The following is a 24,746-nucleotide window of genomic DNA, read 5'->3' as shown; positions in this document are numbered from 1 at the left end:
CCGCGCGAATATTGCACTAAGGTGACCCAATGCAGAGTTTGACCCGTTTCTTTCATACCTGTGTTTTTGCATTACTCTGGTGCTTGGCGGTCGTGCCATCGACGAGTCGCGCGGCGGATAATACAGCGATTCCCGCAATTGCCGCTGCCTCTGATTTACGTTTTGCCCTCGATGATATTAGCCAAAAATTTACCAATGAAACTGGGCTAAAAGTAAAAATATCCTATGGGTCATCGGGCAATTTTGCTACTCAAATCCAAAATGGTGCGCCCTATGAATTATTTTTATCTGCGGATGAAAAATATATTCAGCAATTGCATAGTGCTGGCGTTGCCCGCGATGCTGGCGTTCTTTATGCCCAAGGGCAACTCGCTATTGTTGTACCTAAAACAGGTCGTTTGTCCGTTGATCCTGAACTTAAGGGGTTAGCCGACGCACTCGCTGCAGGAAAAATTACCCGTTTTGCTATTGCTAATCCTGATCACGCTCCCTATGGCGAAAAGGCCAAAGAAGCATTGCAGTTTGTGCAGTTGTGGGATGCGATTCAAGCTAAATTGATCCTTGGGGAAAATGTGTCCCAAGCAGGGCAGTTTGCGATTAGTGGTTCAACCCAGGGCGGGATTATTGCGCTCTCTTTAGCTATGTCTCCTACTTTTGCCAAACATAGTGATTACGCCATAGTGCCAGCAAAAATGCATAGCCCACTGTTTCAGCGTATGGCATTAATGGCCAAGGCGGGTGAAACAGCTCAGCATTTTTACGATTATTTAAGAGCCGATAGTGCTCGTCGTGTTTTGGCCGATTATGGTTTTTCATTGCCAGAGCAACCATGATGGATTGGCAGGCACTTTGGTTATCGGTCAAGCTGAGTGGCATCACAGTTTTAGTGTTGATTCCTTTAGCTATTTTGGCTGGACGAGCATTAGCCTATCGTCAATTTGTCGGCAAATCTTGGGTCGAGGCGCTGATCATGGTGCCCTTAGTATTACCACCGACTGTGATTGGTTATTACTTGCTGGTGGGGCTTGGCAGTCAAAGTTGGCTCGGACAATGGATTGAGCAAGTCATGGGTCAGCAACTCGTGTTTCACTTTTCAGGTCTGGTTATCGCCTCTGTTTTAGTTAATATTCCCTTCGCTGTGCAGCCGATACAACGCGCCTTTGAAACTGTACCTAATGATGTTCGCGACGCAGCGGCTTGTTGCGGCATGAGTCGACTTAAAATTCTACTTAAAATTGAATTGCCTATGGTGTGGCCGGGTGTGCTAACGGCATTAGTTCTGTGCTTCTCCCATGTGCTTGGGGAGTTTGGCGTTGTGCTGATGATGGGCGGCAATATTGCTGGAGAGACTAAGACGATTTCGATTGCAATTTATGACAGTGTGCAATCATTCGATTTTAATGCCGCTGGCACTATGTCATTAGTCTTATTGCTGTTTGCCGTGACGGCGTTAGCACTAACAACCAGCCTATCGCGGCGTTTAGGAGGTCAGCGTGGCGCAAATCATCGCTGATCTGCAGTGTCAGATCCAAAATCATAAACACATTAAACTCAACGCCGATTTTCGCTGTAAAGCGGGTGAAGTACTTGCTGTGGTCGGGCCGTCTGGCGGTGGAAAAACCACACTGCTACGGATGATCGCTGGGTTGAATCATCCCGATACGGGACAAATCCACTTTGGCGATCGGCTTTGGTTTGATGATAAAGCGCGTATCGCCTTAAGCCCGCAGCAACGCCATATCGGTTATATGCCGCAGCATTTTGGGCTATTTCCGAATCTCACTGCCTTAGAAAATGTAGTCGCTGGGCTTGATCATATTCCCAAGGCGGAACGCATACCGCGCGCGAAAGATTGGCTCGAACGGGTCAATCTACAGGGATTACCCGATCGATTACCGGCGCATTTATCGGGCGGCCAGCGCCAGCGCGTTGCGCTTGCCAGAGCGCTTGCTCGCGAACCGTCGGTTTTGTTGCTGGATGAGCCTTTTTCTGCGGTGGACAGGGAAACTCGCGAGCGATTATACCTTGAGCTTGCGCGCCTCAAAGAGCAGTTACTCTGCCCAGTGATTATGGTCACCCATGACTTAAATGAAGCCTTACTGCTGGCTGATTCGATGATTTTGATCAGCCAAGGCAAGATGCTGCAGCAAGGTGCACCTTTCGAGGTGTTATCGCGGCCACGAAATGAAGCTGTGGCTAGGCAGATGGGGCTAAGAAATATTTTTGATGGTGAAGTGGTATTTCAAGACAGCATTAAAAATCTCACTTGGCTTAAATTTGGTGAGCAGCTAATTGCCTGCGACTATGGCAAAGAGCGCCCTGTGGGAAGTCGAGTCCGTTGGGTTATCCCCAATCAAGGTATTCGTTTTAATTCGATTTCCAAAGGGCGTTTATGCCGCAGTTTTAATAAATTAGATGTCACGATCGACGCTATGCTGGTGATGGGCGAATCCGTTCGGCTTATCTGCTACGTCACTGGCACCCCATTACAACTTAACACCGAAGTCTCGCTGCATTTTGCCCAAAAGCTTGCTCTTACTAAGGGGATGCAAACTACGGTGGCACTCAAATCCGAACAAATTCATATTTTGGAATAGCTTAGTCCACCATGATAACTCTGAGTAAACCAGCCACCATTTAGGTGCGATTTCGCATTATCGCGTCTAGCTCAGTTATCAATTGGGCTATTGTCGTTTGAAATTGAGCCAATTCCGCTTCAGCATTATTATTTCCCTGTTGCCTCATTTTTTCTTCGAGTATCCAAGCGTGCTCTGCTATTGATGTGAGCCCTAACATACTGATAGTTCCTGCACATCTATGGATCTTATCCGCAAGTTGAGGTGTTTTAAGTTGAATATCCTGAAGTGAGGTTTCGAGCTCAGTTTTAAACATTAATAGCATTTTGCTTAATGTCTCTTCCCGACCAAAGGCATCCTCTAATATTTTTATATCGATAAGTGCTGGTTTTGCAGACGGTAGCCATTTCAAAAGCATTTTATACAGCTCATCTAAGTGCAGTGGTTTTGCCAGTAAGTCATCCATCCCAACTGCCATGCACCTTTGCTTCTGCTCATTTAGCACGTTGGCCGTGAGTGCGATGATGGGAATATGTTGCCCCTCGATTTCCTGCGATCTCACTTGTTGGCAAAAAGTGTAGCCATCCATCACTGGCATGCGGCAATCGCATAACACTAAGTCATATTGAGTCTTTTGCATGAGGGCGAGCGCTTGGGCACCGTTATCTGCAATATCACATGTTAGGCGTAACTGTTTCAGCTGTCGCTGCACCAATATCTGATTAAGTTGATGATCTTCAACTAATAATATTTTGCATTCTGGCCAGTTAAACTTAAATTGAATATCCCTTTGCGGGGTTGAGACTATAGTATCAATCCACCCCATGTTGATGTAACACACATCCTTCACAGCTTGCGATGTTAAGGGATTTGCATTCAATAAACATTGCTCATTTTGGTATCTATAACCCAGTGCTTCATTAAAGTGAGTGCAGAGTATGTGTTGCCGATCATCCGAAGCATTATCAGTAAACAACAGGTCTGCATTGGTTTTATTCTCTGTTAATACAATGCCTAATGAAGCTAAATGCCAAGATAAAGTGTGACGTAGTTTTATATCGCCGATGGCGATATATGCTTTTAATCCCTGCAATTGTTCATCAAATTCATTCTGAGCCACCACAGGTAACCGAATGCGTAAACCAATAAATGTGCCTAAATGAGGGGCGCTATTCAGGATGATGTCGCCGCCCATCATTTCGGCGAGTGTATGGCTAATGGCAAGGCCCAAACCTGCACCACCATAGCTACGTGTTGTCGAGACATCAGCTTGCTCAAAAATATTGAATATTCGCGCTTGAGTCTCAGTGTTCATGCCGATACCCGTATCTTGTACGCCAATGAGCAGTAATTGTTGACCTTCTTGTTCGGCTTCAAGCTTGACTGAGACCTCAATAAACCCGCGTTCAGTGAATTTAATGGCGTTATTTACCCAATTGAATAGGATTTGCTTTATACGAAGACTGTCTCCTGTTACCCGTGCAGCTACGCCTTGGTCAACGTGTAAGTAGAGGCTTAAGCCTTTGGTGCGTAAATCATTCATGACCATATTAAGCGTACTATCGAGAACTTCACGCAATAGAATAGGGGTTGATTCTAAGCGCATTTTCCCCATGTCTATTTTAGAGAAATCGAGAATATTATTAATGATTTGGAGGATTTCTTCCGCGCCATTACTAATGATTTGTACCATTTGTTTTTGTTCTATACCAAGAGGGGTAAAGCTGAGTTGCTCTGCCATACCCACGAGTCCATTCATGGGCGTGCGGATCTCATGGCTCATGGCTGCGAGAAATTCAGCTTTTCTTTTAGTGGCTTGCTCGGCGTTTTCTTTTGCGATGGCCAGAGCATTTTCGACGATGCGCCGTTTATTGATTTCTTGCCTGAGTTTTAAATAGGCTATGGTTAAGCCGCCAATGAAAAGCAGTAAACCTATCGCAATCGGCAGTAGTGTTTTGAGTAAGGTGTGCCAAGAGATGCCTTCGCTGTAATTTACGGCTAGCCAAGTATTGCGGATCTGCTGTTTTTCTTTCTCACTCATACTGGAGAAAACACGGTTAATTAATGGGATAAGTGGCCAATAAGGTTCACGAACGGCAACAGCGAGTTCATCTTTATAAGGCGTTGGTGCCGCTACTCGTAATTCATCGTCAAATTTGTCGTCGATGAGCATAGTCACAACGGCCAAATTACCTATGTAAGCCGCTGCTTTGCCCTTTGCGACTAAGGTCAGACCTTCGTCGGGATTGGCTGAAACTACAACATCGATATTCGGATAGGCTTTTTTAATGCTTGGCAGCAGTAGATTATCTGTGATGACCACGCGTTGAAAGTTCAGTTCTGACAGCCCCGCGATTCGCGGACTGTTGCGGGCAGTGGCTATAACAATAGGGAAAGACGTAAACACTTCGCTCATGTGCCAGTCTGGATATTGTGCTTTCAATCGTGTTGGAATAATGGCGAGATCAATCTCATGATTAACGAGTGCGGTTTGGATTTCATCCCACGTTCTGGTTTTTTGTGCCGCATAATCAAGCCCTAGTTTTTCTCTGAATTGTTCAAGATAATCAGCAAGTAAACCAACCAAGATGCCTTTATTGTTAACCGAAGAGAATGGCATCCAATGACTTACAAATCCGACTCTGAGTGAAGGTAAACCTGCCAGCCATTCGCGTTCATTGGGTCTAAGTAGAAAATTACTGTGGCCTAAAAAATGAAGATCACCCATACCCAGCCAAGTTACTTCGAGAGCATTGCGCTCTTCTACACTCAGAGCCATTAAGGCGTTATCGAGTTGTGTTACAAGCAGGCTATTGTTCTTCGTGATCCCTAAATGTAAGTTTTCCATCATCAGGGGGGCTTGGGCAACGATAAGAAGTTCAGGGTGTGCACTAATGTATTGGTTAGCAACATGAAGATTACCGATATAGGCATCGGTCGTTTTATCAATGACGGAGGAAAGTGCTTGTTCTGTATTAGAAAATGTTACTTCTGTTACGGTTGGATAATGCAGTTTGACTAATTTCTCCGTCGAGAATCCTTTTTCAACGGCAATCCGAGCTTGGCCAAATTCACTCACATCGCGAAAAAATCGGCTGTCGTAACGAATAACGACAACAGTAGGGGAGGTGTAGTATGAGCGGCTAAACATAAGGCATTGAGTACGTTCAACAGTACGAAAAGCGTCAAGCAAGACATCGACTTCCCCATTGCAGCCAGCAGAATAAAGGCTCATCCAATTGGGATAAACCTTCCAGTCTATTTGGTAATTAAGATTTTTGGCGAGCAGTTGTATGAGTTCGACACTAAATCCCGTTGTTATCTGGTCATTAATTTGTTGAAAAGGTCCCCAGCCATTGGCGAGTACGCCTACTCTAATTGTTGTGGTTTTGGGCTGTTCGGCATGAGTGATAAAAGTCATGCATAGCAGGGATAAGCAACTGAAGATGCAAAGAAGTTGGTAACGCAATTTTTGAGTCGCACGCATCTCTATGACCAAAGTGTATTAAGTCTCGAAAAAAACACCGATGCCAAGTAGTATAGATAAGGCATCCATAAGTTCACATTATCACGAGGAGTTATATATGGCTTTTAAGATCATCCTTGCCGACGATCACCCTATTATACTCACTGGCGTGCGTAGTTTGATGGCTGAAATGCAGCCAAGTTGTGACATTGTTGCTGAAGCAAATAATGTTTCCGAATTATGGCGTACATTAGAACAACATGAATGTGACTTATTGATCACAGACTTTAGTATGCCTAATGATGACAATGTCGATGGTATGGCCATGATTAAACAGCTAAGACGAAAATATCCAAATTTACCCATAATAGTATTGACCCAAGTACATAATTTAGGTGTATTACAAGCGCTGTTACAGATTGGAATACAAGGCTTATTATTAAAAAAATCAGTCATTGCCGAATTAGAGAAAACAGTTAAAAAAGTATTATTAGGTTCTGTTTACATTGGCGAAACTGTCCGTGAATTATTAAATGAACAAGGTATTAATCAATATACCATCCCAGTTGAACTTTCACTGAAAGAAATAGAAGTGGTACGTTTACTGGCAAACGGCATGTCAGTGACTCAAGTTGCCAGCTATTTACACCGCAGTGTAAAAACCATAAGTACCCAAAAAACCAATGCGATGCAAAAACTCGGTTTAAAAAGTGACAGTGAATTGTTTCATTATGCACAGCAACAGGGATTATTTTAATGTTAAAATGGAGGGATTTCAGCCTCGAACATAATAGTTACATCCCCTTGGTAAGTGCTTCCTGGATATTTCATCATTTCAGTTAAGTTGGTTTTGTTAATTTCAAACAATAGCTTTCTTGCAACATTGATATATTCCCCATCTGTATTTGTAAAATGGTACTTTGATGTCGATAGCGGCACTGATTTTCCTATACCATTTATATAACTGATTTCTATATTTGTTTTGTGACTGTTTTTAATGTTTTTAAGTTGGCACTGGCCATTGTTTTGATATTGGCAATAACTCAATGAAACATCAAATGGTGCGCTAAACCAAAACTTAAACGGCAATTCAGCCTTTAAGTTGGGCGGTGTTTTTCCGCTGTTCATCCATGGTGCCCAGCCCTTAGGCGGTTGCAAGATTACTTTATTGCTGCCAGCAGGGAATTCTAACTTAAGTTGATGCGTGACCCTTAAGGTAAATTCTATGGTTACGTTTGAGTCTGAATAGGTTGCATCACCAAAGTCGAGATCTTTATTGCGTCCAAGGCTCAGGGTTATATTGCCTTTATAAGTACCATTTTCCATTTTTAAAGGATCGGGAGGTTGCAGTTTATAACCAATATAAATCCTTTGAAGGGTGACATTCTTTGATGATGTGAATTTCGGGTTAAATTTATTGTTGTAACAAATGCCTCCAGACTGTTGGTTAGCGTTTTTTATGTCATAAAAATAATCTAAAATGCTACTGCTTGCCCAGGTATTTAATCTGAAGTTGCAATCTCCTTGAACATAATATAACCAAAAATTATCGGTTTCTCCTGCTTCTTTTATTAAGTTCGGGGTTTGAGATGCTCCAATTTTCGTTAGTTTAAATTTCATTTTGTGTGTTTTACTACTCCCTTTTTTTGTCAGCTCTACAGTTTTTTCGCCAGTAAACTTTTGATAAGTAATAGCATGTTCTAGTTTTCCATCATTACTAATTAGTTTTGATGATATTGTCGTCTCTATTTTTATTGCTTGCTCATTTTCTAAAGATGCGGTGCCTTTACACCAGAAATCACCAGTCATATTTTCAGGAACTGAACATGGTGTAGTGTTAATAAACTTACTACCATTAATATCATAGGGCGCAGGTTTATATTCAGCAGTAACCTGAATGGTAGCTGCCTCTGTTAATGGGCTGAGTAGCAAATATCCCAACAATGCATATAAAGCGTAACGATAATTCACTTGGCTAGGTTCTCTGTTAATGTTTGTTGTGCCCATGTTTGGGCATTACAAGTGATATTGCCTAATAGCAATAGGTTCTGTTCACGTTTCACTCGGTGTAAATCGAGTTCAAGGTTGCACTCTTGTATACCTTGATACTCCACTTGCAAGCTCGGATGGTGTTCACTCATTTCGACGGCAAAAAAGCCATCGGCCTCACTCAAGCTGCGCCCCGCATGGTTGGCGATAAGCGCGCCTTTAAGCGGCAATCCCTGTTGATTCACTAAGCGGCCAATCACAGTGACAGTCTTCATGACTCTGATTTGTTGGTAACTGACGCCTCCCTTATTGAGGTGGTAGTGCAATACGCTCGGTTGGATGACTGAAGGTGCGTCATCGTAGTCCTGTATGGCGAGTTGTACGCTACCACTGCGATAGGCGGTCACTGGCACTAAGTTTCGCCCAGGCTTTAAGGTGACACTGCCACCGTGCTCATCTTCTGCTTGTAAAAGGATGTCTGGGGTATCAGCCATGACATCGATTATCATGCCCGCATCGTGGTTTTGGCTTTGGCCTGAGATACTGAGTTCACCTTGTTGCCCTAGTGCAAGCATACTATAGAGGTTGATACCGCCTGTGATGCCGCTGTTATAGGACGATGACTGTGCATAGGCATCCCCGCTAACAATATCGTTGCTAAAGCGGCTATTGGCGGTTGCACCAACACCATAGCTATCCGTGTTTAGCCCTATCCCTATGGTTTCAATGCCACGCCAGTCTAGTTGCTGTTGGAAATCAACATAGGCATGCTGTTCTTGCCCGCCAGAACGTGAAGTTCTGCTGCCTAAGCCACCACCCATTCGACGCGTTTGATCGCCTAAGTTCATACTGAAATAAAGTGCTCCGCCTTGGTTGCGCTGGCCTGAAGTGTTAATGCTGCTAGGACGATCGAACGCATTTAAACTCCAGCTCATTTGGCGTCCCCAGAGTTTGCCGCTGTACTGCCAACCTAAGTCAATGCCTTGACCTTGCTCGGATTGATGTGACAAATAGGCCGAAACAGAGTGACCATTTCCTAAGTTATGTTGCAGAGATGCACTCGTCTTTTTGGGATTAGAGTTCGTGATATCACTACTTTGCGATTGATTGAGCTGTTGCTGATGGCTGAGTACAAAGCTGCCGTGTCTATAGCTATAAACTGCTTGTAAATCAAAATCGCTGCCCTGTTGCTCATTTATCACCCAGTTACCAAAAAAGCGCAGTTGTTGGTTCCAGTCCCAATCAGCCGAAATGCTGTAGTGCCAACCTTTATCCATAAATTGAGCCGCGGCGCCAAGGATGATCGCCGGTGTTAATAAGTAGTTTGCGAGTACCCCCGTGCTGAGTCCGCGTCTGCTTTCATCATCCCAATTCGTTATATCTTGTAACTTTTCTCCAGCAAACAAGTTCACCCGAAAGGATTCTTCAGTGTTTTGCCATTGAGTGGGTTTGTTAATGATTTCTCGACGACGTTCAGTGACTTGGCCATCTTCTAGAATCCGAATTTCAACTTCATATATGCCAGATGGTAATACTTTAGTATCAATGGCTTGTAAGCCTGCGTTAATTTGTTGCGAGTTGATCAATTGTCCATTTTGGTAGATTTCTACCACACCTGCACGATTCGGAGTGACATAAATGGGTGTGGCACTGGCATAGGCTTGATCGACCAATAACTGATTAGAGTCACCCAACATCACCCCCATCACGGCTTGTGAGCTGCCGCTATAAATGATGGGCTGACGAACTAAACCTTGGGCATAAGGGGAGAAATACCCGAGTCGATAGAAGTGTCCTTCGTTTTGACGTTCTGTATACAACTGTTGAATAGTCGAGTTGAGTGTCTCTTCATTATTTTGAGTGACTTCACCTTCAAGTAGTGTGGTCCACTGGCCTAAACTTGCTTGTGCTTGCAAATTATAACGGCCTGCGTAATCGCTCTCATTGGATTGACTCCAATTGAGTTGTTGTCGAAATAGTGCGCCGTAGCTTCCCTGTTCAGGCAAGGCATAGTAGTGCGAGCTTGATGGCTGCTTTTCGATATTGGCCGTTAAAATAGATAATTGAGAGTTCTCCAAATTATATTCAATCGCTAATATGCCGCCCTGACAGCCTTTTGAGCACAAACCCAACTTATGTTTTTGGTTTAATTGCGCTATCCATAATTGTTGCTGACGTTCGTCAAGATCGCTTTCGCTCACGTCAACGAGTTTTAATAGTTGCACACTGGTATCGAGTCCTAACACTATTTCACCTTCGCCAAGCAATTTATTATCGATGGTGATTCTTACTGTTAATGGGGCATTAAAAAAATGCTCAGAAAATCCATCAGGCAAGTCTTGATATTGCTTTAGCAGCTTGAGTGAGTCTGATGGTGTGCTATTCGCTAAAGAGCAAGAGCTAAAGATTAGCGTTGCGATCAGAATAGTCAGGATCAAAGATGACAAGTGTGTTGCCTCATATCGAAAAAATGAAAAGCATGAGTCGTTAACTTGAAAATTAATAAAGCTCCCTTTGCGGGAGCTTTTTTGAAATTTAACTTAATAAATCTCTATGGTTTTTTAGGTGGTGTTTCAGATTCGAAAATCATATTGACCATGCCTTGGTAGTTACCTGCGACATAGCCGCTTGCTGGGACAGTTGGAATGATCTCTAGTCCAAGGGTTTTACCCGTTTTAGCATTGTCGACATCGACTAATTCTGTCGCAGATGTCTTCAGTTCAATACCGCCCACTTTAACTGTTAGTGCAATATTATCATTGCCACTGGCGATAATGGCTGGGTTTGATAAGTAACCCGTAATAGCACCAATGGTACTTTTCACTTCTAGTTGCTTATTTAATTGATCTAGCTTTTTTGTATGGACGTTATATGCTAACTTTTGCTGGCTGTTGATCCAGTTATCATTGCCTGTTGGTTGCACAAAAAAGTTCTCTGACGGAATTTGTGCAATCACAGTGACTTGATGTTCAATCTTTTCAGCCGCAAATGAGTTCATGGCCACTAATAAGGTTATTGGGGCCGCCTTCCATATTTTCATTACAGTCTCCTTTTAGGGATGCATTAGTTACCAATAACTATGCTTTTGGTTTTATCACCTTCAATCAATTGAAAGTGATAGCTTTCGTTACTATTTTTTACCAGTTGTTTTTTTGAACCGGGTAAGATATGCAATTTGGTCGCTGTGGAACACTCTTTGGTTTTTTTGTTACATGATTCAAAAAAATCTAAAATAATAGTCGTATTCCCGTTATTTTTTATTTCTGCGCTATTTGTGTCTTCCGTTATTTCAGTCGAGTATTTAGGTTCTTCTGGGGTGATAAATAAAAATGCCCCATAACCTGTTAGTATCTGTATTCCGGCAGTGAGTTCTTCACGCGTTTGTTCAGTTATTTTCTCATCAAATCCATCATTGTTTTTTGGCTGCACTGGTACAAAGCGAACTCTAAAGTAACGTTCTGTGTCTTTTTTATCTAAGAATAACAATCTCGTTGCTTGTACTCCCTTGGCTGGAATAATTAAGCGAGACGGGCTAGCTATCAAGGCGCGGTTTTCTGCGTCTTGTTCAGGTACTTCGTATGGCAGACCATTTTCATCATATTTTATTTCGTTAACCGATATTTTAATAAATGCGGTTGAATCGCCCATGTTCATTATTTTTTTCAAATAAGTGGTTTTATTGCTAGGCATGTAGTCAAATAAGGTGCCTATGCTTATTTCTGCCGCCGCATAAACTTGAGAGCTATAAAAAATAATACCAAACAGCGCTAAATATAATCGCATTATTATTGAGTTACCTTGTATTGAGTTGCCTTTATTTCATTTTTGGTTGATGTTGCTGTGGGTTAATGTTTGATTGGATCAATATTTTAGCTGTATTTTATATGGGTGATTTTTATGCGTTAATAGGAATAGTCCTATAATAAAGTGCAGTGATTTTTTGTTTTTAGGATTTATCTGATAGAAACGAGTGCCAATTTAGTTAAAAATAAGTCAGATATATTAATATTCTGTAGGTATCTATGCTGTCAGTTAAGCGTAAAAAAGTGAGTGAAGATATTGCAAGCTACATTATGTCTGATGTGGTTATGCCTTTTTATCAGCCTATTATCGGGGTTGATAAAACCGTTATAGGATATGAAGCACTTGCACGCCGTTGGGATGCCAAGCGTCATGCATATACAGGTATTGATTTTTTATTGTTAGATAAAAATGCTGCTTTGCATATTGATATATGGATGTTGAGGTCGATTATCAAAGACTTACCTCGATTAGCCGATCAAGGCGTTGGCATACTGTCCATTAATTTAAATCCCATGCCATACAGTGTGACTTACCAAAATTTATTACAAATGCTGTTGCTTCAAGCAAAAGTGCTGTGCATCAAAATTTGGTTTGAAGTGTTAGAACACACTTTATTAGATGATAAACAGCATGAATTGATTGAAATGTTACGGGCACGAGGAGCCAGCATCGTACTGGATGATTTTGGCACCCAAGAATGTAATTTCTTGCGTATGATGGTATTGCCCTATGATGTCATCAAGTTAGACCGTTCCCTTTTATTGCAAGCTTGTCGCTCTTCACATTCAATGCGTATGTTGACGAGCTTAGTTGAGTATTTACAGCGATTAGGAATGCAGGTTGTTTGTGAAGGTGTGGAGACTTTGACGCACATTGATGTGGCAACCTTATTGGGATGCGATTATCAACAGGGGTATGCCCATGCTATGCCTGCGCCGATTTCACACTGGGATAGTTAGGACGAATCACGCACTAGATGCAAATTAACTGAGGCTGTTTATTTTGTTTTTCGCTTACCGAGTAATCCAATCCAAAATGTCCCTTCCAATAGCATGCCTAAGATGATGAACACCAATGCACTGGTGGCGCTGCCATAGGCATAAGCGCTTAATGCTGCTATTAGTAACAAGCTTAAGCTTATCCATCGTATGACTGGTTTCATTTTCGCTCCGATTTAAAAATACCGTTACCTGACGCTAAGTTATCTGACTTTAGTCGAGGGAGATTTATTTGCCAATCCCACTTTTTAATGACACAGATAGACTAAAATACCCGCTAAAATTCAATCCTCTTGATTCTAAATGGCGAAATTGAGGGTTCTCACTGAAAATGTCATGTTTAAAAATCCTCAGATGATCAAAGCTTAATCTTGTTTCCATCGGTGTTTAAGCTGGTATTAGGTAGACTTTACACATTAGCCACAAAATGATTTAGTGTTTGGCTTATCAGCGATTTAGGTTCTGTTGACGTTGGATTTCAGATCAATTGATGGCCGAACCAGAATTAATGCTGACACAGTGTGATTCTATATCCAGTGGTAAATTGTGAGGGATTAGCTTGGAATTGCATACAGGCGCAATAGGTCCATCGACTTCTAACTGATTGTCTCATAAGATACAAACTTAGCTGATTTATATGGAGGGGCCATGAGACTATGGTTGCTAGGATTCATGTTGGTATCTGGTGTCGCAACGGCGGCTCAGAGCATGTATTCGATGTTTGCGGGTGGAGACTATGTACCGCCGTTGAGCGTTATGCAGCAGATTGAAAAAGGGTTCTCCGGTGTGATTGCCGAATTTCATATGGAAGAGCAAGAGGGTGAATTAGTCTATCAATTTGAGTTAATTAATCCTTTAGCAAACTCTATAACGCGGTTTGAATATCGTGCCCGTGATGGTAAGTTACTGAAACAAAAGGCGAGTAAAGTAAGTGCCGATGATCTGGGTGAGGTTGAGGCAACGCGTATGATCGCGGCAAAAGATCAAACCTTTTCAGGTCTAATCGTTAAGGCCACTAAAGATCATAAAGCCTTCTTAACCGAAGCAAAGTTAGACCACGACTTAGGTATCAGTTACTTAGAACTTAAGCTGCTAGACGATACGGGTAAGTTTAAGTTGGCCTTCGATGTCGAAAATTTACGACCGTTACCTTTACTCAAGTGGGATTGAAATATCTAAGTCAATCGAGTGCTTACACGAGTGCTTAAGATTGAGGAGCGCAACATACAGATGAAAATACTTTTAGTTGAAGATGATGCGACGACGATTGATTACATCGTCAAAGGATTTCTTGAGCAGGGCCACAATATCGAAACGGCGAGCGATGGCCACCAAGGTCTGTCACTCGCGACGAGTAGTCAGTACGATCTCGTGATCCTTGACCGCATGTTACCTCAGCTCGATGGCTTAAAATTGCTGGCCGCCTTAAGGGCAACGGGTAATCAAACACCAGTGCTGATTTTATCCGCTTTAGCGCACGTTGATGAGCGAGTAAAAGGCTTGCGGGCAGGTGGTGACGACTATATGACTAAGCCGTTTGCTTTCTCCGAGTTATTAGTCCGCGCTGAAAAACTGATGCACCGTGGGCAATCTGTGCCTGTGACAACTGATCTCGTTGTTGGTGGTTTGAAGATGGAGTTACTGACCCGTAATGTCACTTTAGACGGGCAGGAGTTGATGCTACAGCCGAAAGAGTTCCAGTTACTTAAGTATCTGATGGAACATGCTAATCAAGTTATTAGCCGCACCTTATTGTTCGAAGCAGTGTGGGATTATCACTTCGACCCGCGCACGAACGTCATCGATGTGCATATCGCAAAATTACGCCGTAAATTTGAAGAGTTAGGCCATGGCGAGCTTATCGAAACCGTGAGGGGAGCGGGTTATCGCTTACGACAAAGGCATTAAGCCTTACCAAAGCAGCGCCTGGCGCATCACAATCGTTTTTTCGACCTTAGTGATAGTGATCATCGGGGCGTTGCTATTTGCCCTTTATCGACAGTTGATTATTGAGCAGCAGTATCAAGTAACTCAATATTTAGAATCAGAGACCCAACGTTATCAGCAACTTGCCCTAACGGTTGATCGCCGTAGTTTTGCCGCTCAAATCCGCGCCGCCGATCCACAAACTGCCCTGATCGCTTGGCGTAATAGCTACGATATGGTCGGTGCTTTGAGCTTTATGCCCGAAGGCATGCCCATGCTGCCGCAAACGCGGGATTTTCCTATCTTAACCGGTGGCCCGGATAAGCTGCATATTCTTACCGGCGGTCTGGTGATGACCCGCTACGGCCCAGTATTGATTGCGACCCGTACCGATAACTTAGCGACGTTAATTGATAAGTTTATCAGTGCCGCCGCGACGGCCGTCATGCTTACCGTAGTGTTGACTTTAGCGCTCGGCTATCTATTTTCTAAGGCGATTTTACGTCGATTAGTGCAATACAACCGCTTGAGTGAACAGATTGAACGCGGTCATTATGACACCCGCTTACCCTTGAGTTGGCGTCAGGATGAGTTCGATATGTTGGCGCTGCAGTTTAATAATGTGCTAGATATTCTCGAAAATAACCTGATGGCAGTGCGTGGTGCGACCGATAATATCGCCCATGATTTACGTACTCCACTGTCACATATCCGTATTGGTATTGAAGAGTTGGCGAGTAAGCCGAGCAATGAGATTAGCGAAGGTTGCGCCATTTTGACCGAGGAGCTCGATCATTGTTTAGCGACGTTTGATGCCATGTTATCGCTCACGCGTATCGAAGAAGGTCAGCAGACACTCGATTTGCAGGAGTTAAGCCTAGCGCAACTGTGTACCGACTTATTGGATATGGCCGATGCTGTGGCTGAATCTAACGAGCAAACCTTGAGTTTATCGCTACTGATAGATCATAAGGTTTTTGGTGATAAATACTTATTATTCCAAGCCTTATATAATCTTGTCGATAATGCGATGAAGTATTCTGGCCAAGGTGCGCGGATTGAGATTATTCAGTCAGGCCCACAAATTCAGATCCGCGATAATGGCCCTGGTATTCCAGACGAGAGTAAAGAAAGAGTGTTCGAACGTTTAGTGCGCCTCGACCCTAGCCGGCATTTACAGGGTACTGGTTTAGGATTATCTATGGTCAAAGCGATTCTCTCACGGCACAATGCCAAAATTAATCTCACGGATAATCATCCTGGCTTAGTCGTCACTATTCAGTTTTAAGTCGATGATCCGCATTACAACGCCGAGTACTCCATGTATCGAATCATAGCCGATGAGGCTGATTTTATTGTTATTTCCAAATCAGCCAAAGTGCATTTCCACAGTCAGGATGGGACTGCAGGCGTGGTGGCGCAGGCTGAGCAAGATTTAGGGATTAAGCTTTTTGCTGTTCATCGACTCGATACGCCCACGTCCGGTCTGTTGATTCTGGCTAAGAGCGCGGTCGCCGCCAAGCAATTTACTGAGCTGTTTACTGCCCATAAAGTGCAGAAATATTACCTCGCCCTCGCGAAAGGCAAGCCGAAGAAGAAGCAAGGCTGGGTGATTGGTGACATGGCAAAGTCGCGTCGTAGCATGTTTAAGTTACTGCGGACTAAAGAGAATCCAGCGATTACGCAGTTTTTCTCTTTGAGTGTTTGCGAGGGATTGCGTTTATATTTGCTTAAACCCCACTCAGGTAAAACCCATCAATTAAGAGTCGCCTTGGCGAGCTTAGGTGTACCCATTTTAGGGGATGATTTATACGGCGGTGGGGCAGCGGATCGGTGTTATCTGCATGCATATTGTCTGCATTTTCGCTATGGTGATGACGTGACAGGTTGGCGTGATTACGCTTATCGGGATTTGCCGACTCAAGGTGAGCATTTTGACGCTGAAGGTGTCACTGAGGCGCTAGTTTCATGGCGTGAGCCCGAGACTTTGGCTTGGCCTGCGAAAGGAGATTAATCTTTGCAGCGTTATGTTGCGAAAGCCTAGCAAGCTTGGCAAATACGGTCTCGGCCCTCAGATTTTGCGCGGTACATAGCTTGGTCTGCTTGAATGAGTAGTTTGTCAGGTTGGCATCCTTGATAAATCGTGGCGTAACCTAAACTGGCATGGATTTTTATCGTAACACCTTGCCATATAAATGAATTATCCTTAAGTACTTGATGCAATTTCTCGGCGACGACTCTGGCCGCGGGAGCATCAGTTGCGGGTAAAATCACTAGAAACTCCTCTCCACCGTGACGACATAGGGCGTCATTTTCTCGCAATACCGATCCAAATAGTCTCGCCGCCGTCAGCAGGGCGAGATCGCCCGCATCGTGCCCGTATTGATCGTTTATGTCTTTAAAATGATCAAGATCCAATAAAATCATACTGTAAGGTACTTTATCCCGCAGCCAGCGTTGATGGATATTGTTTAAAAACTTATGCATAGCACGGCGATTCCACAGGCCTGTGAGTTGGTCCCGCTCCGCTAACATGCGGATTTTACTGACAAGCCGCGTCATGGCATTACCTATCATCACGATATTGATCAATAGGGCCAGAAAGACATAGAACCAAAGCACAGGTATGGCTTCTTGTGTGTGCATGGCGATAAACATCGGACTTTCTTCGGGAGAGAGTAAGGCGATAAAGATACGAATGATAAAAATACCGACCATGGCGACTAAAGGCATAACCATAGCGATGGCGACTCGATTACCCGTATCGCGTTTGATGGCCTGATAGTTATCCCGAGTTAACATGGCGAAAATGAGCGCGGCGCAGGCTGAGAATACGATGGCCAAAATGCGTTCGGAGCTGAAATTAGGTGGAACCAAGAGCATCACACCAGCGGTGAGTGCTAAAAGAATAAGATCCGATTTTACGCTGGGCTTGAGTCTGAAAAGCGCCTTTGTTCCCCAACGCGCTAGAATGAAGCCAAATAAAATCGCCATATCCGAGCAGAACCAAAAAAAGTAACTGGAGGCTTCGGTGCGTTGGCTGTTGAGTATGATGCCAAGGAGGACGAACAAGTTCGCCAGAGAAAAGCGCATACTGGCTTGAGTGGCAATTTTTAAAGGTTGTGCAATGAGTCCCCATGCGACGGCAGCCGTGCTAGTAAGCAGGCAAATAAACTTGATGAGTAATAGGGCTTGGGGATCAAATATCATTCTTTTACTTCATATTTTTCTTTAACTATAGATGCTTTTAGGGATTTTCGGTTGGAGTTTACTGGATATCTTAGTCTACTCTGGACGGATAATGGGTTTAATATCCTTTTTCATTTTAGGGAATGGTAAGGGCCTTCATTTAGGCTGCGGCTGGGATTATTTACGCCTTGCAAACTAAAAGGTTTGCAAATTCTGAGTCTTCCTGCGAAGTTAGATCTTGTTGATTTGCCTACAATCTCCGTTTTGAGGATGTTCTGTTATGGATACAAATAAACTACTTTTAGTCATTATTGCGATTTTATTGCCCCCAGTTGCTGTATTTTTGAAGGCGGGAGCGGGTAAAGATCTGCTAATAAACATTGTGTTATGTTTACTGTTCTGGTTCCCTGGTTTATTACACGCACTCTGGGTCGTGACCAAGGCATAATTTGCTTTCTTCCACACAATAAAAAAGCGCAATTTAATTGCGCTTTTTTATGTTTCAAAATGGGCCTTTCACTTAGAAAGCCAAGGTGTAGCCTATTGTTGCAGTACGTCCCATCCCTTTGAAATAACGATCATTTGTACCCATGGTTTGTGAGTAATAATTGAAATAATCCTTATTAAATAGATTTTGCAAACCTAGGCTCAGAGTGCCAGTGTAAAGCGGCATTGAGAAGGAAGCATCGACTGTCGTGTAGCCATCAAACTCTGCATACTTGTTGCCCGCCGCGTTTTTAAAATCGCGGTCCATGTAGTAATTGGCTTGAACGCGGGTCGACATTTCATTATCGAAGCTATGGGTCCAGAACAGGTTGATACGGTTTGGTGAAATATTTGCACCATCGAGATCGGTATCGACTTGGCTATCACCATTTGAATCGTATTCGCCCTGCTGGAAGGCGATATTCATGCCGAGATCATCATTGCTGGTAATGTAGGCGGTGACATTGGCTTCAATACCATCGATCACACTCTTTTCGCGCTTCACGTCGTAGAAACCATCACTATTTAAGGCCAAACGTGAACCAAAATCAGTGGCGGAACGATAGTAAGCTAGCTTAGCGCTTAAGTATTTACCTTGGTAATCGGCGCCGACTTCAACGTTATCTGTGACGATCGGTGTGAGCGCCAGTGAGCCATCTATGCTGGGATTGTCGCCGGGGAAGCTTTTACCATCACGCAGAATTCGGCCGATATCCGGCATGCCAAAACCTTGGTTATAGCTGGTATAAACGCGAATGTCAGGAGTGATTTTATAAGAGATACCGACGTTAAATAAGGTTTCATCGAAGGTGGCTGAACCGCCCGCAATTTGCTTATTGCCTGCACCCCATAGGGTTTTGTAGTCATCGACACTTAACTCGGCATGTTCGTAACGAACACCAGTCGATAAGGTTAAATTTTCAATTAAGTCATAATCTAACTGTAAGTAAGGTGCAACGTTGTCATAGGTACTTTCGGGAACCCATGAAAAGCCAGTTTTTACTAAGTCTTGCTCTGTGGTGTCGCGGAAAAGGTCGACACCGTAGGCCGCATCAATTCCTGATCCGGCAATATCCTTAGCGATCAAGGCGCTTTTTAAACCCCATTTAACCGAAGAGTTACGCGATTGCTCGTAGTACAAGTTTTCACCTTTACTGCCGACACCGCATTGGATGACTTGGTCGCTGCCTTCGAAGGATGGATCGTAGAAACTGTCGAAACAGCCGCCACCATAAACCGCTTTAAAATCTTGATTAAAGAGTTGTAGGCTAAGTTGCTGGCCACCAATGTTGGCGTGAGTGTAAGTCAAACTTGTGGTGGTCACTTGGTTGTTGGCGGCTTCCCATGGCTGAGTTTCTTTAACTGCACCTGTGGGTACACCATTGGGCTTGTCACCTGCAACGGGCATCCAATCGCCATTGTTGTCTGCATTATAATGGTTAACCATTAATTCAAGGCGAGACTCATCGAAGTTATGGCCAAGCTTAATGAAGAAGTCTTTACTCTGACTATCCATCGACTCGCCTTGAGTCGTGTCGACACCCACTACGTTATGATTGGCATCGTAATAGACGCCATTATTGCGGTAGCTAACCGAACCTATCATGTCGATAAATTCTGACTCGCCAGAAAACGCATAGCTAGCACCAAAGCTTAAGCCATTGGATTTCATTGAATCAGGCACTGTGACATCGAAACTAGCAACCTGTTCGCTGTCGCCTGTTGGCTTTTTAGTGATGTAGTTGATGATGCCGCCTTGGGCACCGAGACCGTGCATGGCATTGGCGCCGTGAATGATTTCGATGCGCTCAATCATGGCAGGATCTATAGTTTGTCCCTCTCTACCACCACTGCGAAGTGGGTTCGATTGAGGCACGCCGTCGATCATAATCAATGGCGGACGACCACGCAGGGTTTCACCTGTGTTACTCATCTTCTGGCGACTCGGTGAAAAGCTAGGCGCTAAGTTACCGATAATAGTCGATAAATCTTTAGTGGTGCGGAACTGTTCTTCTAATTGGGCGCGGTCGATGATAGTGACAGTATTGGGGATCGAGCTGGGAGATTTATCCATTCGACTTGCGGTGACAGTGATTTTTTCTATGTCTTTATTTTTGTTGTTTGGACTGTTGTCGGTGGCATCTTGGGCCGCAGCGGATTGGGTTAACGCTGCCAATACGGCTAAAGCAACAAACGAGGTTTTGAATGTCATATAACTTCCTGCTAAGGGCGAATGAGTTTGTTACACCGGCTCCCTTGGCATAGGTTAATATTCCATTAAATTGTATTGCAAATGATAACGATTTTTATTATTCGCGATTTTAGGGGAGGAATTACAGCTTGTCTAGTCACGCCATACAGGAAATTGCATGATTTGACGACAGTATGAATAAATTGCGACACAGCACTCGGTATCGAGAGGTTTTACCGTAAAGGACATACATATAGTGCGAGTTTATGTCGGTAAGGCATTACCTTGTTTGGCATTTGTCTTTGATTTAGGAGACCTATGCTTTAGTCGCAGGTTTGATTATTTGATTGGATCACGCGTTTGCTTTAGTGCTTTCGATTGTCTGGCGCGTTGATGGAAGGCTATAATCGCGCCCCTTTATACCGTATCTCGCATTGGTACTCTGATGAACCGTAAAAAGAAGATTAATCAAACCTTGAAGAGCAAGGCAAAAAAGGCCAATGCCAAACTGCAATCTAGCAATAAACCTAAATATATTGCGAAGGCAGAGAGAGAAGCATTAGCTGCGGCAGTTGAGCATGAAATCCCATCAAAAACCGCAGAACCTCAGCTTGATATTGGACTGCCAATAAGCTGATTAAAGTAAGTAGTTAAGCCTATAGTGCAGTTAAATACTCGATAGGATTTTGATAAAAGGCCTTTTTATAACCTTGGGTTGAAGTATCCATCAGCCAAGGTTTAGGCAATAAGCTCAAAATGGAATAGTGCAGATGGGGCGGTTTACCTTGTGCATTGCCCGTATCGCCGACAGTGCCCAAAGTGTCACCTTGGTAGGCAATCAATCCTGTGGCTGATTCAATTTGTGCTAAATGGGCAAAGTAGTGAATTTGCCATTTCGGACCTAAACCAACCACCACATTTCCTCCTTTGAAGAAGTCACCTCGATACAAGATCAGCATAGGCGTTGGCGCAATCACTGCGGTGTTTTTGGCGGCGAAAATATCTATCCCCTTGTGAACGCCCGATGGACCCCAAGGTTCATACCAAAAGGTTTGGCTGTTCCAATCTTTACTGCTGGCACCCTTTACTGGGATCGCGGGTGACTCAGGGATCAGATAACCACCAAGTAGCAGTAACGTCAGTGCTAATCCAACATATTTCAATTTCATTTTTTATCCTGCATTAAGTGTTTGCGTACCTTAAGTTTTAATGAAAATCGCTAAATTCCCGCCAACTTTCAGGATATTGCAAGCGCTCGGCTTCTGAAAGCGATAGCCAATAGGGGCGCCAAAAATAGCTGCACCAAAAGTCGATATTACCTTGAAGACTGCCGAGGGTATCGGGATCGATATTAGGAAAGCTTTCCCATGGATTGGGCGGGGTGGATTTGAATCTGATTAATGCTTCTAGCAAGGGTTTGTCATTGGTCACTAAGGTTATGCACACACCCGCAAAATCGTCATATTGGTTCAGTAATACGCAGGTCGCTTGGGTTGGATGTTCGATAAAACCGTTAAAGTTGACCGTTTGCTCGGGCAATGTGTTAAAGCCTGCCTGGCTAAGTAAAGTGTTTAAGGCCTCTTTCCCTTGGTAAGTCAGCAAGCAATGCAATTGATAAGCAAAAATATCTGCTCTGTCCATAGGTACAACGAGTGGATAGGTTTGTATGATTGGCAAGCTGATATTGGGCATCTGGGCTTGATGAAAAACAGTGTGTAACTCAGTTTGTGGCCTAGATTGCTTGAGGCTATTACTGTTGCGCGCAAAGCGTTGTTTAATCCAAGTTAATACTGACATTATTGTTATTTCTCAGTGAACTTTACTGGTGAATGGCGTATTTGCGGATTCTGCAATCGGGGATGCCGTGATTTCCGGAGCCTGCCATCTTAACCAACCTTTTACTCGAGGCGCATCAATATACCAGAGGCCGTTTTGTTGAATTAATGCCAACCGTTCGCGTGATGGGCCAAAGGGGCCGGGATTTTGCTGGGCAATTTCAATACTGCTATCGGTAACTGAGGCAATGATCGCAACGTGACCATAGGGGTTAAATATCCATGGAGAAAACACGAGTAGATCATCCTGCATAGGTTTGGTCTGACTCGCATTAGTGTATTGCCGCATAGCGCGTTTTTCATTCCACATGCCATCGCTTAACTTGTTATCAAAAAAGTCTCTAGCATGGCCTAAAGCGTCAGGCATTTTATGCTGGTAGCGTTGGTAAAAGTAGCGCTTAACAAATTCAACACATTGATATTGAATACCTAAGTTATAACCATCTATAGATAGGTTACGTCCTGAATGGGTATTAACTCCTCCGTTATAATAGATATTAACCCCGTTTAGAGTGTCGATGACTTCTCCTACTTGATGATGGGAATTAAAGTTAATCCGAGTTATCAGACTGTAGGCACAGTATATGAGCCCCATCAGTATCGCGAAAAAAGCTAATAGAATGGATAAGCGTCTAATCATCTTTAGTACGGCAAGCTAAAAAGAGTTGTTGAGTAAGATACTTATCTCACTTTCGGGCTGCGTATTTTATGTTCTGAAGAATATGGGCGTCTAGGGTATGGGTTTTATATTGGCACAGGTTAATACTTTTGGGTGATCTAAGGTTATCTAAAACAAAGGCCGCATCTGCGGCCTTTGTTATTTGTGGAGGTTAGAGTAAAGCGGTTGCGAGTAGATAACCGACAGCCGATGCTGTCGCTACACCGATAAAGCCTGGAATGATAAAGCTGTGGTTAATAATGAACTTACCTATTTTAGTCGTACCTGAACGGTCAAAGCCGATACAGGCCAGATCACTTGGATAGGTTGGTAGCACGAAATAACCGTAGCTTGCAGGGAGGAAGGCGATTAAGAGTTTTGGATCGACCCCTAAGGCGAGTCCCATAGGTGCGATTGCTGTGAGTGCTGCCGCTTGGCTATTAACAAGCTTAGAGATGAGAAACAGCACTAAGGCATAGGTCCAAGGCTGGCTTTGTACTACATGGGACAGGTTTTCCTGCAGTACATCCATATGGCTGATGAAGAAAGTATCGCTCATCCACGCCACACCAAATACTGAGAAAATTGCCACCATGCCCGCTTTAAAAACGGGACCGTTAGAGATGTTAGTCGGTTTGACCTTACAGGTCATCAGGATAAATGCACCTGCAATTAACATCATCATCTGGATCACTAAGTTCATCGAGAGTAAGGTCGACTTACCTTTAACGTCAAAGGCGGGACGTAATTCACTAAATGAACCTAACAGTACCACAGCAGCGATAGCGGTGAAGAAAATCCCCGTTGCCCAGTAAGCTTCCTTCGGATATTTTTGATTTAACAGGGTTTCGCTCTTGTCATAGATAAAGGCTCTTTGGACTGGATCTTTAATGCGTTCTTGAAATTCTTCATCTTTATCTAAATCTTTACCACGACGCAGACTCCAAAGTGCAGCAGCCATGACACCGCAAAGCGATGCTGGCACTGACACCATTAAAATTTCGAGCAGATTGTAAGCGCGGCCTACACCCTGTTGTGATGCCAGAATCGACACCATAGACACCACCGCTACCGACACGGGCGAAGCACAAATCGCCATTTGTGAGGCGACAGAGGCCACCGCCATTGGGCGCTCTGGGCGAATATTTTTCTTCAGCGCGATATCGGAAATAATCGGGAACATGGTGTAAACCACATGGCCAGTACCGCAAAGGAAGGTCAGGGTCCACGTGGTCAGCGGCGCTAGAATCGTGATGTATTGTGGATGACGGCGCAGTAAGCGCTCGGCATACTGCATCATCACATCTAATCCACCCGCGGTTTGCAATACGGCTGCACAGCCAATGACTGCAAGTATGGTTAGCATAACTTGCACTGGCGGTTGTCCCGGCGCTAAACCGAAAACAAAAATCAGTAAAAATAAGCCAATACCGCTGATGAGGCCTAATCCCATGCCGCCGTAGCGGGTACCTAGCAGTAGGCAGCTAAGCACTACTATAAATTCCATTAAAATCATCCGATTTACCTCTGCGGAACTTACCGCTTAGCTATTAGTTGAGTGATGAGTGTCTTCAGGAACATTCTGCGGAGTAAAAGTGTTTGAAAAATTGCGCTGGCGCATGGTGTAA

Annotated in this window: 23 protein-coding genes; 11 read left to right on the top strand and 12 right to left on the bottom strand. The window is 43.8% G+C overall.

Going from position 1 to position 24,746, the window contains the following annotated elements; genetic code table 11:
* Positions 1-29: 29 nt before the first annotated feature.
* The 3 genes from modA to KO537_RS14505 are packed head-to-tail and all read left to right on the top strand — an operon-like array spanning position 30 to position 2,597.
* A complete protein-coding gene (gene modA, locus KO537_RS14515) occupies positions 30-833 on the top strand; it encodes a molybdate ABC transporter substrate-binding protein (protein WP_173242680.1) in 804 nt (267 codons plus the stop codon).
* Positions 833-1,513 carry a molybdate ABC transporter permease subunit gene (gene modB / locus KO537_RS14510; RefSeq protein WP_105251087.1) on the top strand — a complete coding sequence of 227 codons (681 nt, stop codon included), beginning with the start codon at positions 833-835 and terminating at the stop codon, positions 1,511-1,513. Before modA ends, modB begins: the two co-directional genes overlap by 1 nt.
* Positions 1,494-2,597, top strand: a complete 1,104-nt coding sequence (locus KO537_RS14505; RefSeq protein ID WP_219234734.1) for an ABC transporter ATP-binding protein — start codon at positions 1,494-1,496, stop codon at positions 2,595-2,597. Before modB ends, KO537_RS14505 begins: the two co-directional genes overlap by 20 nt.
* A gap of 40 nt (positions 2,598-2,637) precedes the next feature.
* On the opposite strand, the gene KO537_RS14500 is transcribed toward KO537_RS14505, so the two are convergent.
* On the bottom strand, positions 2,638-5,997 hold the full coding sequence (locus tag KO537_RS14500; protein WP_251071109.1) for a transporter substrate-binding domain-containing protein: 3,360 nt from the start codon (positions 5,995-5,997) through the stop codon (positions 2,638-2,640).
* A 163-nt stretch (positions 5,998-6,160) separates the two neighbouring features.
* Here KO537_RS14500 and KO537_RS14495 point away from each other — a divergent pair, with 163 nt between their 5' ends.
* Positions 6,161-6,799, top strand: a complete 639-nt coding sequence (locus KO537_RS14495) for a response regulator transcription factor (protein WP_168826430.1) — start codon at positions 6,161-6,163, stop codon at positions 6,797-6,799.
* 2 nt (positions 6,800-6,801) lie between these two features.
* On the opposite strand, the gene KO537_RS14490 is transcribed toward KO537_RS14495, so the two are convergent.
* The 4 genes from KO537_RS14490 to KO537_RS14475 form a co-directional block, all read right to left on the bottom strand.
* Entirely contained in the window at positions 6,802-8,049 is a 1,248-nt protein-coding gene (locus tag KO537_RS14490; RefSeq protein WP_168826432.1) for a hypothetical protein, read from the bottom strand.
* A complete protein-coding gene (locus tag KO537_RS14485; protein WP_219234733.1) occupies positions 8,010-10,478 on the bottom strand; it encodes a CS1-pili formation C-terminal domain-containing protein in 2,469 nt (822 codons plus the stop codon). Before KO537_RS14485 ends, KO537_RS14490 begins: the two co-directional genes overlap by 40 nt.
* 104 nt (positions 10,479-10,582) lie before the next feature.
* Entirely contained in the window at positions 10,583-11,071 is a 489-nt protein-coding gene (locus KO537_RS14480) for a CS1 type fimbrial major subunit (RefSeq protein ID WP_219234732.1), read from the bottom strand.
* Positions 11,072-11,094: 23 nt separating this feature from the next.
* Positions 11,095-11,814, bottom strand: coding sequence for a hypothetical protein (locus KO537_RS14475; protein ID WP_219234731.1), 720 nt, complete (start codon positions 11,812-11,814; stop codon positions 11,095-11,097).
* A 239-nt stretch (positions 11,815-12,053) separates the two neighbouring features.
* On the opposite strand from KO537_RS14475, the gene KO537_RS14470 reads away from it, so the two are divergent.
* Complete coding sequence (locus KO537_RS14470; RefSeq protein ID WP_219234730.1) at positions 12,054-12,794, top strand: EAL domain-containing protein; 741 nt, start codon at positions 12,054-12,056, stop codon at positions 12,792-12,794.
* Between the two features lie 38 nt (positions 12,795-12,832).
* On the opposite strand, the gene KO537_RS14465 is transcribed toward KO537_RS14470, so the two are convergent.
* Positions 12,833-12,997 carry a hypothetical protein gene (locus KO537_RS14465; RefSeq protein WP_105251095.1) on the bottom strand — a complete coding sequence of 55 codons (165 nt, stop codon included), beginning with the start codon at positions 12,995-12,997 and terminating at the stop codon, positions 12,833-12,835.
* Positions 12,998-13,481: 484 nt separating this feature from the next.
* Here KO537_RS14465 and KO537_RS14460 point away from each other — a divergent pair, with 484 nt between their 5' ends.
* The 4 genes from KO537_RS14460 to KO537_RS14445 are packed head-to-tail and all read left to right on the top strand — an operon-like array spanning position 13,482 to position 16,773.
* On the top strand, positions 13,482-14,003 hold the full coding sequence (locus tag KO537_RS14460) for a hypothetical protein (RefSeq protein ID WP_113941345.1): 522 nt from the start codon (positions 13,482-13,484) through the stop codon (positions 14,001-14,003).
* A gap of 60 nt (positions 14,004-14,063) precedes the next feature.
* Positions 14,064-14,741: a response regulator transcription factor gene (locus KO537_RS14455; protein ID WP_006079763.1), complete on the top strand. Its 678-nt coding sequence runs from the start codon at positions 14,064-14,066 to the stop codon at positions 14,739-14,741.
* Positions 14,742-14,790: 49 nt separating this feature from the next.
* Complete coding sequence (locus KO537_RS14450; RefSeq protein WP_219234729.1) at positions 14,791-16,047, top strand: HAMP domain-containing histidine kinase; 1,257 nt, start codon at positions 14,791-14,793, stop codon at positions 16,045-16,047.
* A 33-nt stretch (positions 16,048-16,080) separates the two neighbouring features.
* The gene (locus KO537_RS14445; protein ID WP_219234728.1) at positions 16,081-16,773 is read left to right on the top strand and encodes a TIGR01621 family pseudouridine synthase; all 693 of its coding nucleotides are present in this window, start codon (positions 16,081-16,083) and stop codon (positions 16,771-16,773) included.
* 26 nt (positions 16,774-16,799) lie between these two features.
* Here the strand turns inward: KO537_RS14445 and KO537_RS14440 are convergent, their stop codons facing one another.
* Positions 16,800-17,969: a GGDEF domain-containing protein gene (locus KO537_RS14440; RefSeq protein WP_219234727.1), complete on the bottom strand. Its 1,170-nt coding sequence runs from the start codon at positions 17,967-17,969 to the stop codon at positions 16,800-16,802.
* Between the two features lie 259 nt (positions 17,970-18,228).
* Here KO537_RS14440 and KO537_RS14435 point away from each other — a divergent pair, with 259 nt between their 5' ends.
* Entirely contained in the window at positions 18,229-18,396 is a 168-nt protein-coding gene (locus KO537_RS14435) for a YqaE/Pmp3 family membrane protein (protein ID WP_006079767.1), read from the top strand.
* Positions 18,397-18,468: 72 nt separating this feature from the next.
* Here the strand turns inward: KO537_RS14435 and KO537_RS14430 are convergent, their stop codons facing one another.
* Positions 18,469-20,646, bottom strand: coding sequence for a TonB-dependent receptor (locus KO537_RS14430; protein ID WP_219234726.1), 2,178 nt, complete (start codon positions 20,644-20,646; stop codon positions 18,469-18,471).
* Positions 20,647-21,070: 424 nt separating this feature from the next.
* On the opposite strand from KO537_RS14430, the gene KO537_RS14425 reads away from it, so the two are divergent.
* Positions 21,071-21,262, top strand: a complete 192-nt coding sequence (locus KO537_RS14425) for a DUF2986 domain-containing protein (protein WP_219234725.1) — start codon at positions 21,071-21,073, stop codon at positions 21,260-21,262.
* A 19-nt stretch (positions 21,263-21,281) separates the two neighbouring features.
* Here the strand turns inward: KO537_RS14425 and KO537_RS14420 are convergent, their stop codons facing one another.
* The 4 genes from KO537_RS14420 to KO537_RS14405 form a co-directional block, all read right to left on the bottom strand.
* Positions 21,282-21,794 carry a M23 family metallopeptidase gene (locus KO537_RS14420; protein ID WP_168826445.1) on the bottom strand — a complete coding sequence of 171 codons (513 nt, stop codon included), beginning with the start codon at positions 21,792-21,794 and terminating at the stop codon, positions 21,282-21,284.
* 37 nt (positions 21,795-21,831) lie between these two features.
* Positions 21,832-22,422, bottom strand: a complete 591-nt coding sequence (locus KO537_RS14415; protein ID WP_173242704.1) for a hypothetical protein — start codon at positions 22,420-22,422, stop codon at positions 21,832-21,834.
* A 12-nt stretch (positions 22,423-22,434) separates the two neighbouring features.
* A complete protein-coding gene (locus KO537_RS14410; protein WP_173242706.1) occupies positions 22,435-23,100 on the bottom strand; it encodes a CHAP domain-containing protein in 666 nt (221 codons plus the stop codon).
* A gap of 190 nt (positions 23,101-23,290) precedes the next feature.
* Positions 23,291-24,634, bottom strand: coding sequence for an anaerobic C4-dicarboxylate transporter (locus KO537_RS14405; protein ID WP_105251110.1), 1,344 nt, complete (start codon positions 24,632-24,634; stop codon positions 23,291-23,293).
* Between the last annotated feature and the right edge of the window lie 112 nt (positions 24,635-24,746).

The organism is Shewanella sp. NKUCC01_JLK, assembly GCF_019345615.1.
In the GTDB taxonomy this organism is placed as follows: Bacteria; Pseudomonadota; Gammaproteobacteria; order Enterobacterales; family Shewanellaceae; genus Shewanella; species Shewanella oncorhynchi.
Note: the sequence above shows the minus strand (reverse complement) of the source record. Positions and strands in the feature narration are given on the sequence as shown.

Excerpts from the sequence above, each read along its gene's own strand:
- modA (WP_173242680.1), top strand. The coding sequence starts at position 30 with ATGCAGAGTTTGACCCGTTTCTTTCATACCTGTGTTTTTGCATTACTC.
- modB (WP_105251087.1), top strand. The coding sequence starts at position 833 with ATGGATTGGCAGGCACTTTGGTTATCGGTCAAGCTGAGTGGCATCACA.
- KO537_RS14500 (WP_251071109.1), bottom strand. The coding sequence starts at position 5,997 with ATGACTTTTATCACTCATGCCGAACAGCCCAAAACCACAACAATTAGA.
- KO537_RS14495 (WP_168826430.1), top strand. The coding sequence starts at position 6,161 with ATGGCTTTTAAGATCATCCTTGCCGACGATCACCCTATTATACTCACT.
- KO537_RS14490 (WP_168826432.1), bottom strand. The coding sequence starts at position 8,049 with ATGGGCACAACAAACATTAACAGAGAACCTAGCCAAGTGAATTATCGT.
- KO537_RS14480 (WP_219234732.1), bottom strand. The coding sequence starts at position 11,071 with ATGAAAATATGGAAGGCGGCCCCAATAACCTTATTAGTGGCCATGAAC.
- KO537_RS14475 (WP_219234731.1), bottom strand. The coding sequence starts at position 11,814 with ATGCGATTATATTTAGCGCTGTTTGGTATTATTTTTTATAGCTCTCAA.
- KO537_RS14470 (WP_219234730.1), top strand. The coding sequence starts at position 12,054 with ATGCTGTCAGTTAAGCGTAAAAAAGTGAGTGAAGATATTGCAAGCTAC.
- KO537_RS14465 (WP_105251095.1), bottom strand. The coding sequence starts at position 12,997 with ATGAAACCAGTCATACGATGGATAAGCTTAAGCTTGTTACTAATAGCA.
- KO537_RS14460 (WP_113941345.1), top strand. The coding sequence starts at position 13,482 with ATGAGACTATGGTTGCTAGGATTCATGTTGGTATCTGGTGTCGCAACG.
- KO537_RS14455 (WP_006079763.1), top strand. The coding sequence starts at position 14,064 with ATGAAAATACTTTTAGTTGAAGATGATGCGACGACGATTGATTACATC.
- KO537_RS14445 (WP_219234728.1), top strand. The coding sequence starts at position 16,081 with ATGTATCGAATCATAGCCGATGAGGCTGATTTTATTGTTATTTCCAAA.
- KO537_RS14440 (WP_219234727.1), bottom strand. The coding sequence starts at position 17,969 with ATGATATTTGATCCCCAAGCCCTATTACTCATCAAGTTTATTTGCCTG.
- KO537_RS14435 (WP_006079767.1), top strand. The coding sequence starts at position 18,229 with ATGGATACAAATAAACTACTTTTAGTCATTATTGCGATTTTATTGCCC.
- KO537_RS14430 (WP_219234726.1), bottom strand. The coding sequence starts at position 20,646 with ATGACATTCAAAACCTCGTTTGTTGCTTTAGCCGTATTGGCAGCGTTA.
- KO537_RS14425 (WP_219234725.1), top strand. The coding sequence starts at position 21,071 with ATGAACCGTAAAAAGAAGATTAATCAAACCTTGAAGAGCAAGGCAAAA.
- KO537_RS14420 (WP_168826445.1), bottom strand. The coding sequence starts at position 21,794 with ATGAAATTGAAATATGTTGGATTAGCACTGACGTTACTGCTACTTGGT.
- KO537_RS14415 (WP_173242704.1), bottom strand. The coding sequence starts at position 22,422 with ATGTCAGTATTAACTTGGATTAAACAACGCTTTGCGCGCAACAGTAAT.
- KO537_RS14410 (WP_173242706.1), bottom strand. The coding sequence starts at position 23,100 with ATGATTAGACGCTTATCCATTCTATTAGCTTTTTTCGCGATACTGATG.
- KO537_RS14405 (WP_105251110.1), bottom strand. The coding sequence starts at position 24,634 with ATGATTTTAATGGAATTTATAGTAGTGCTTAGCTGCCTACTGCTAGGT.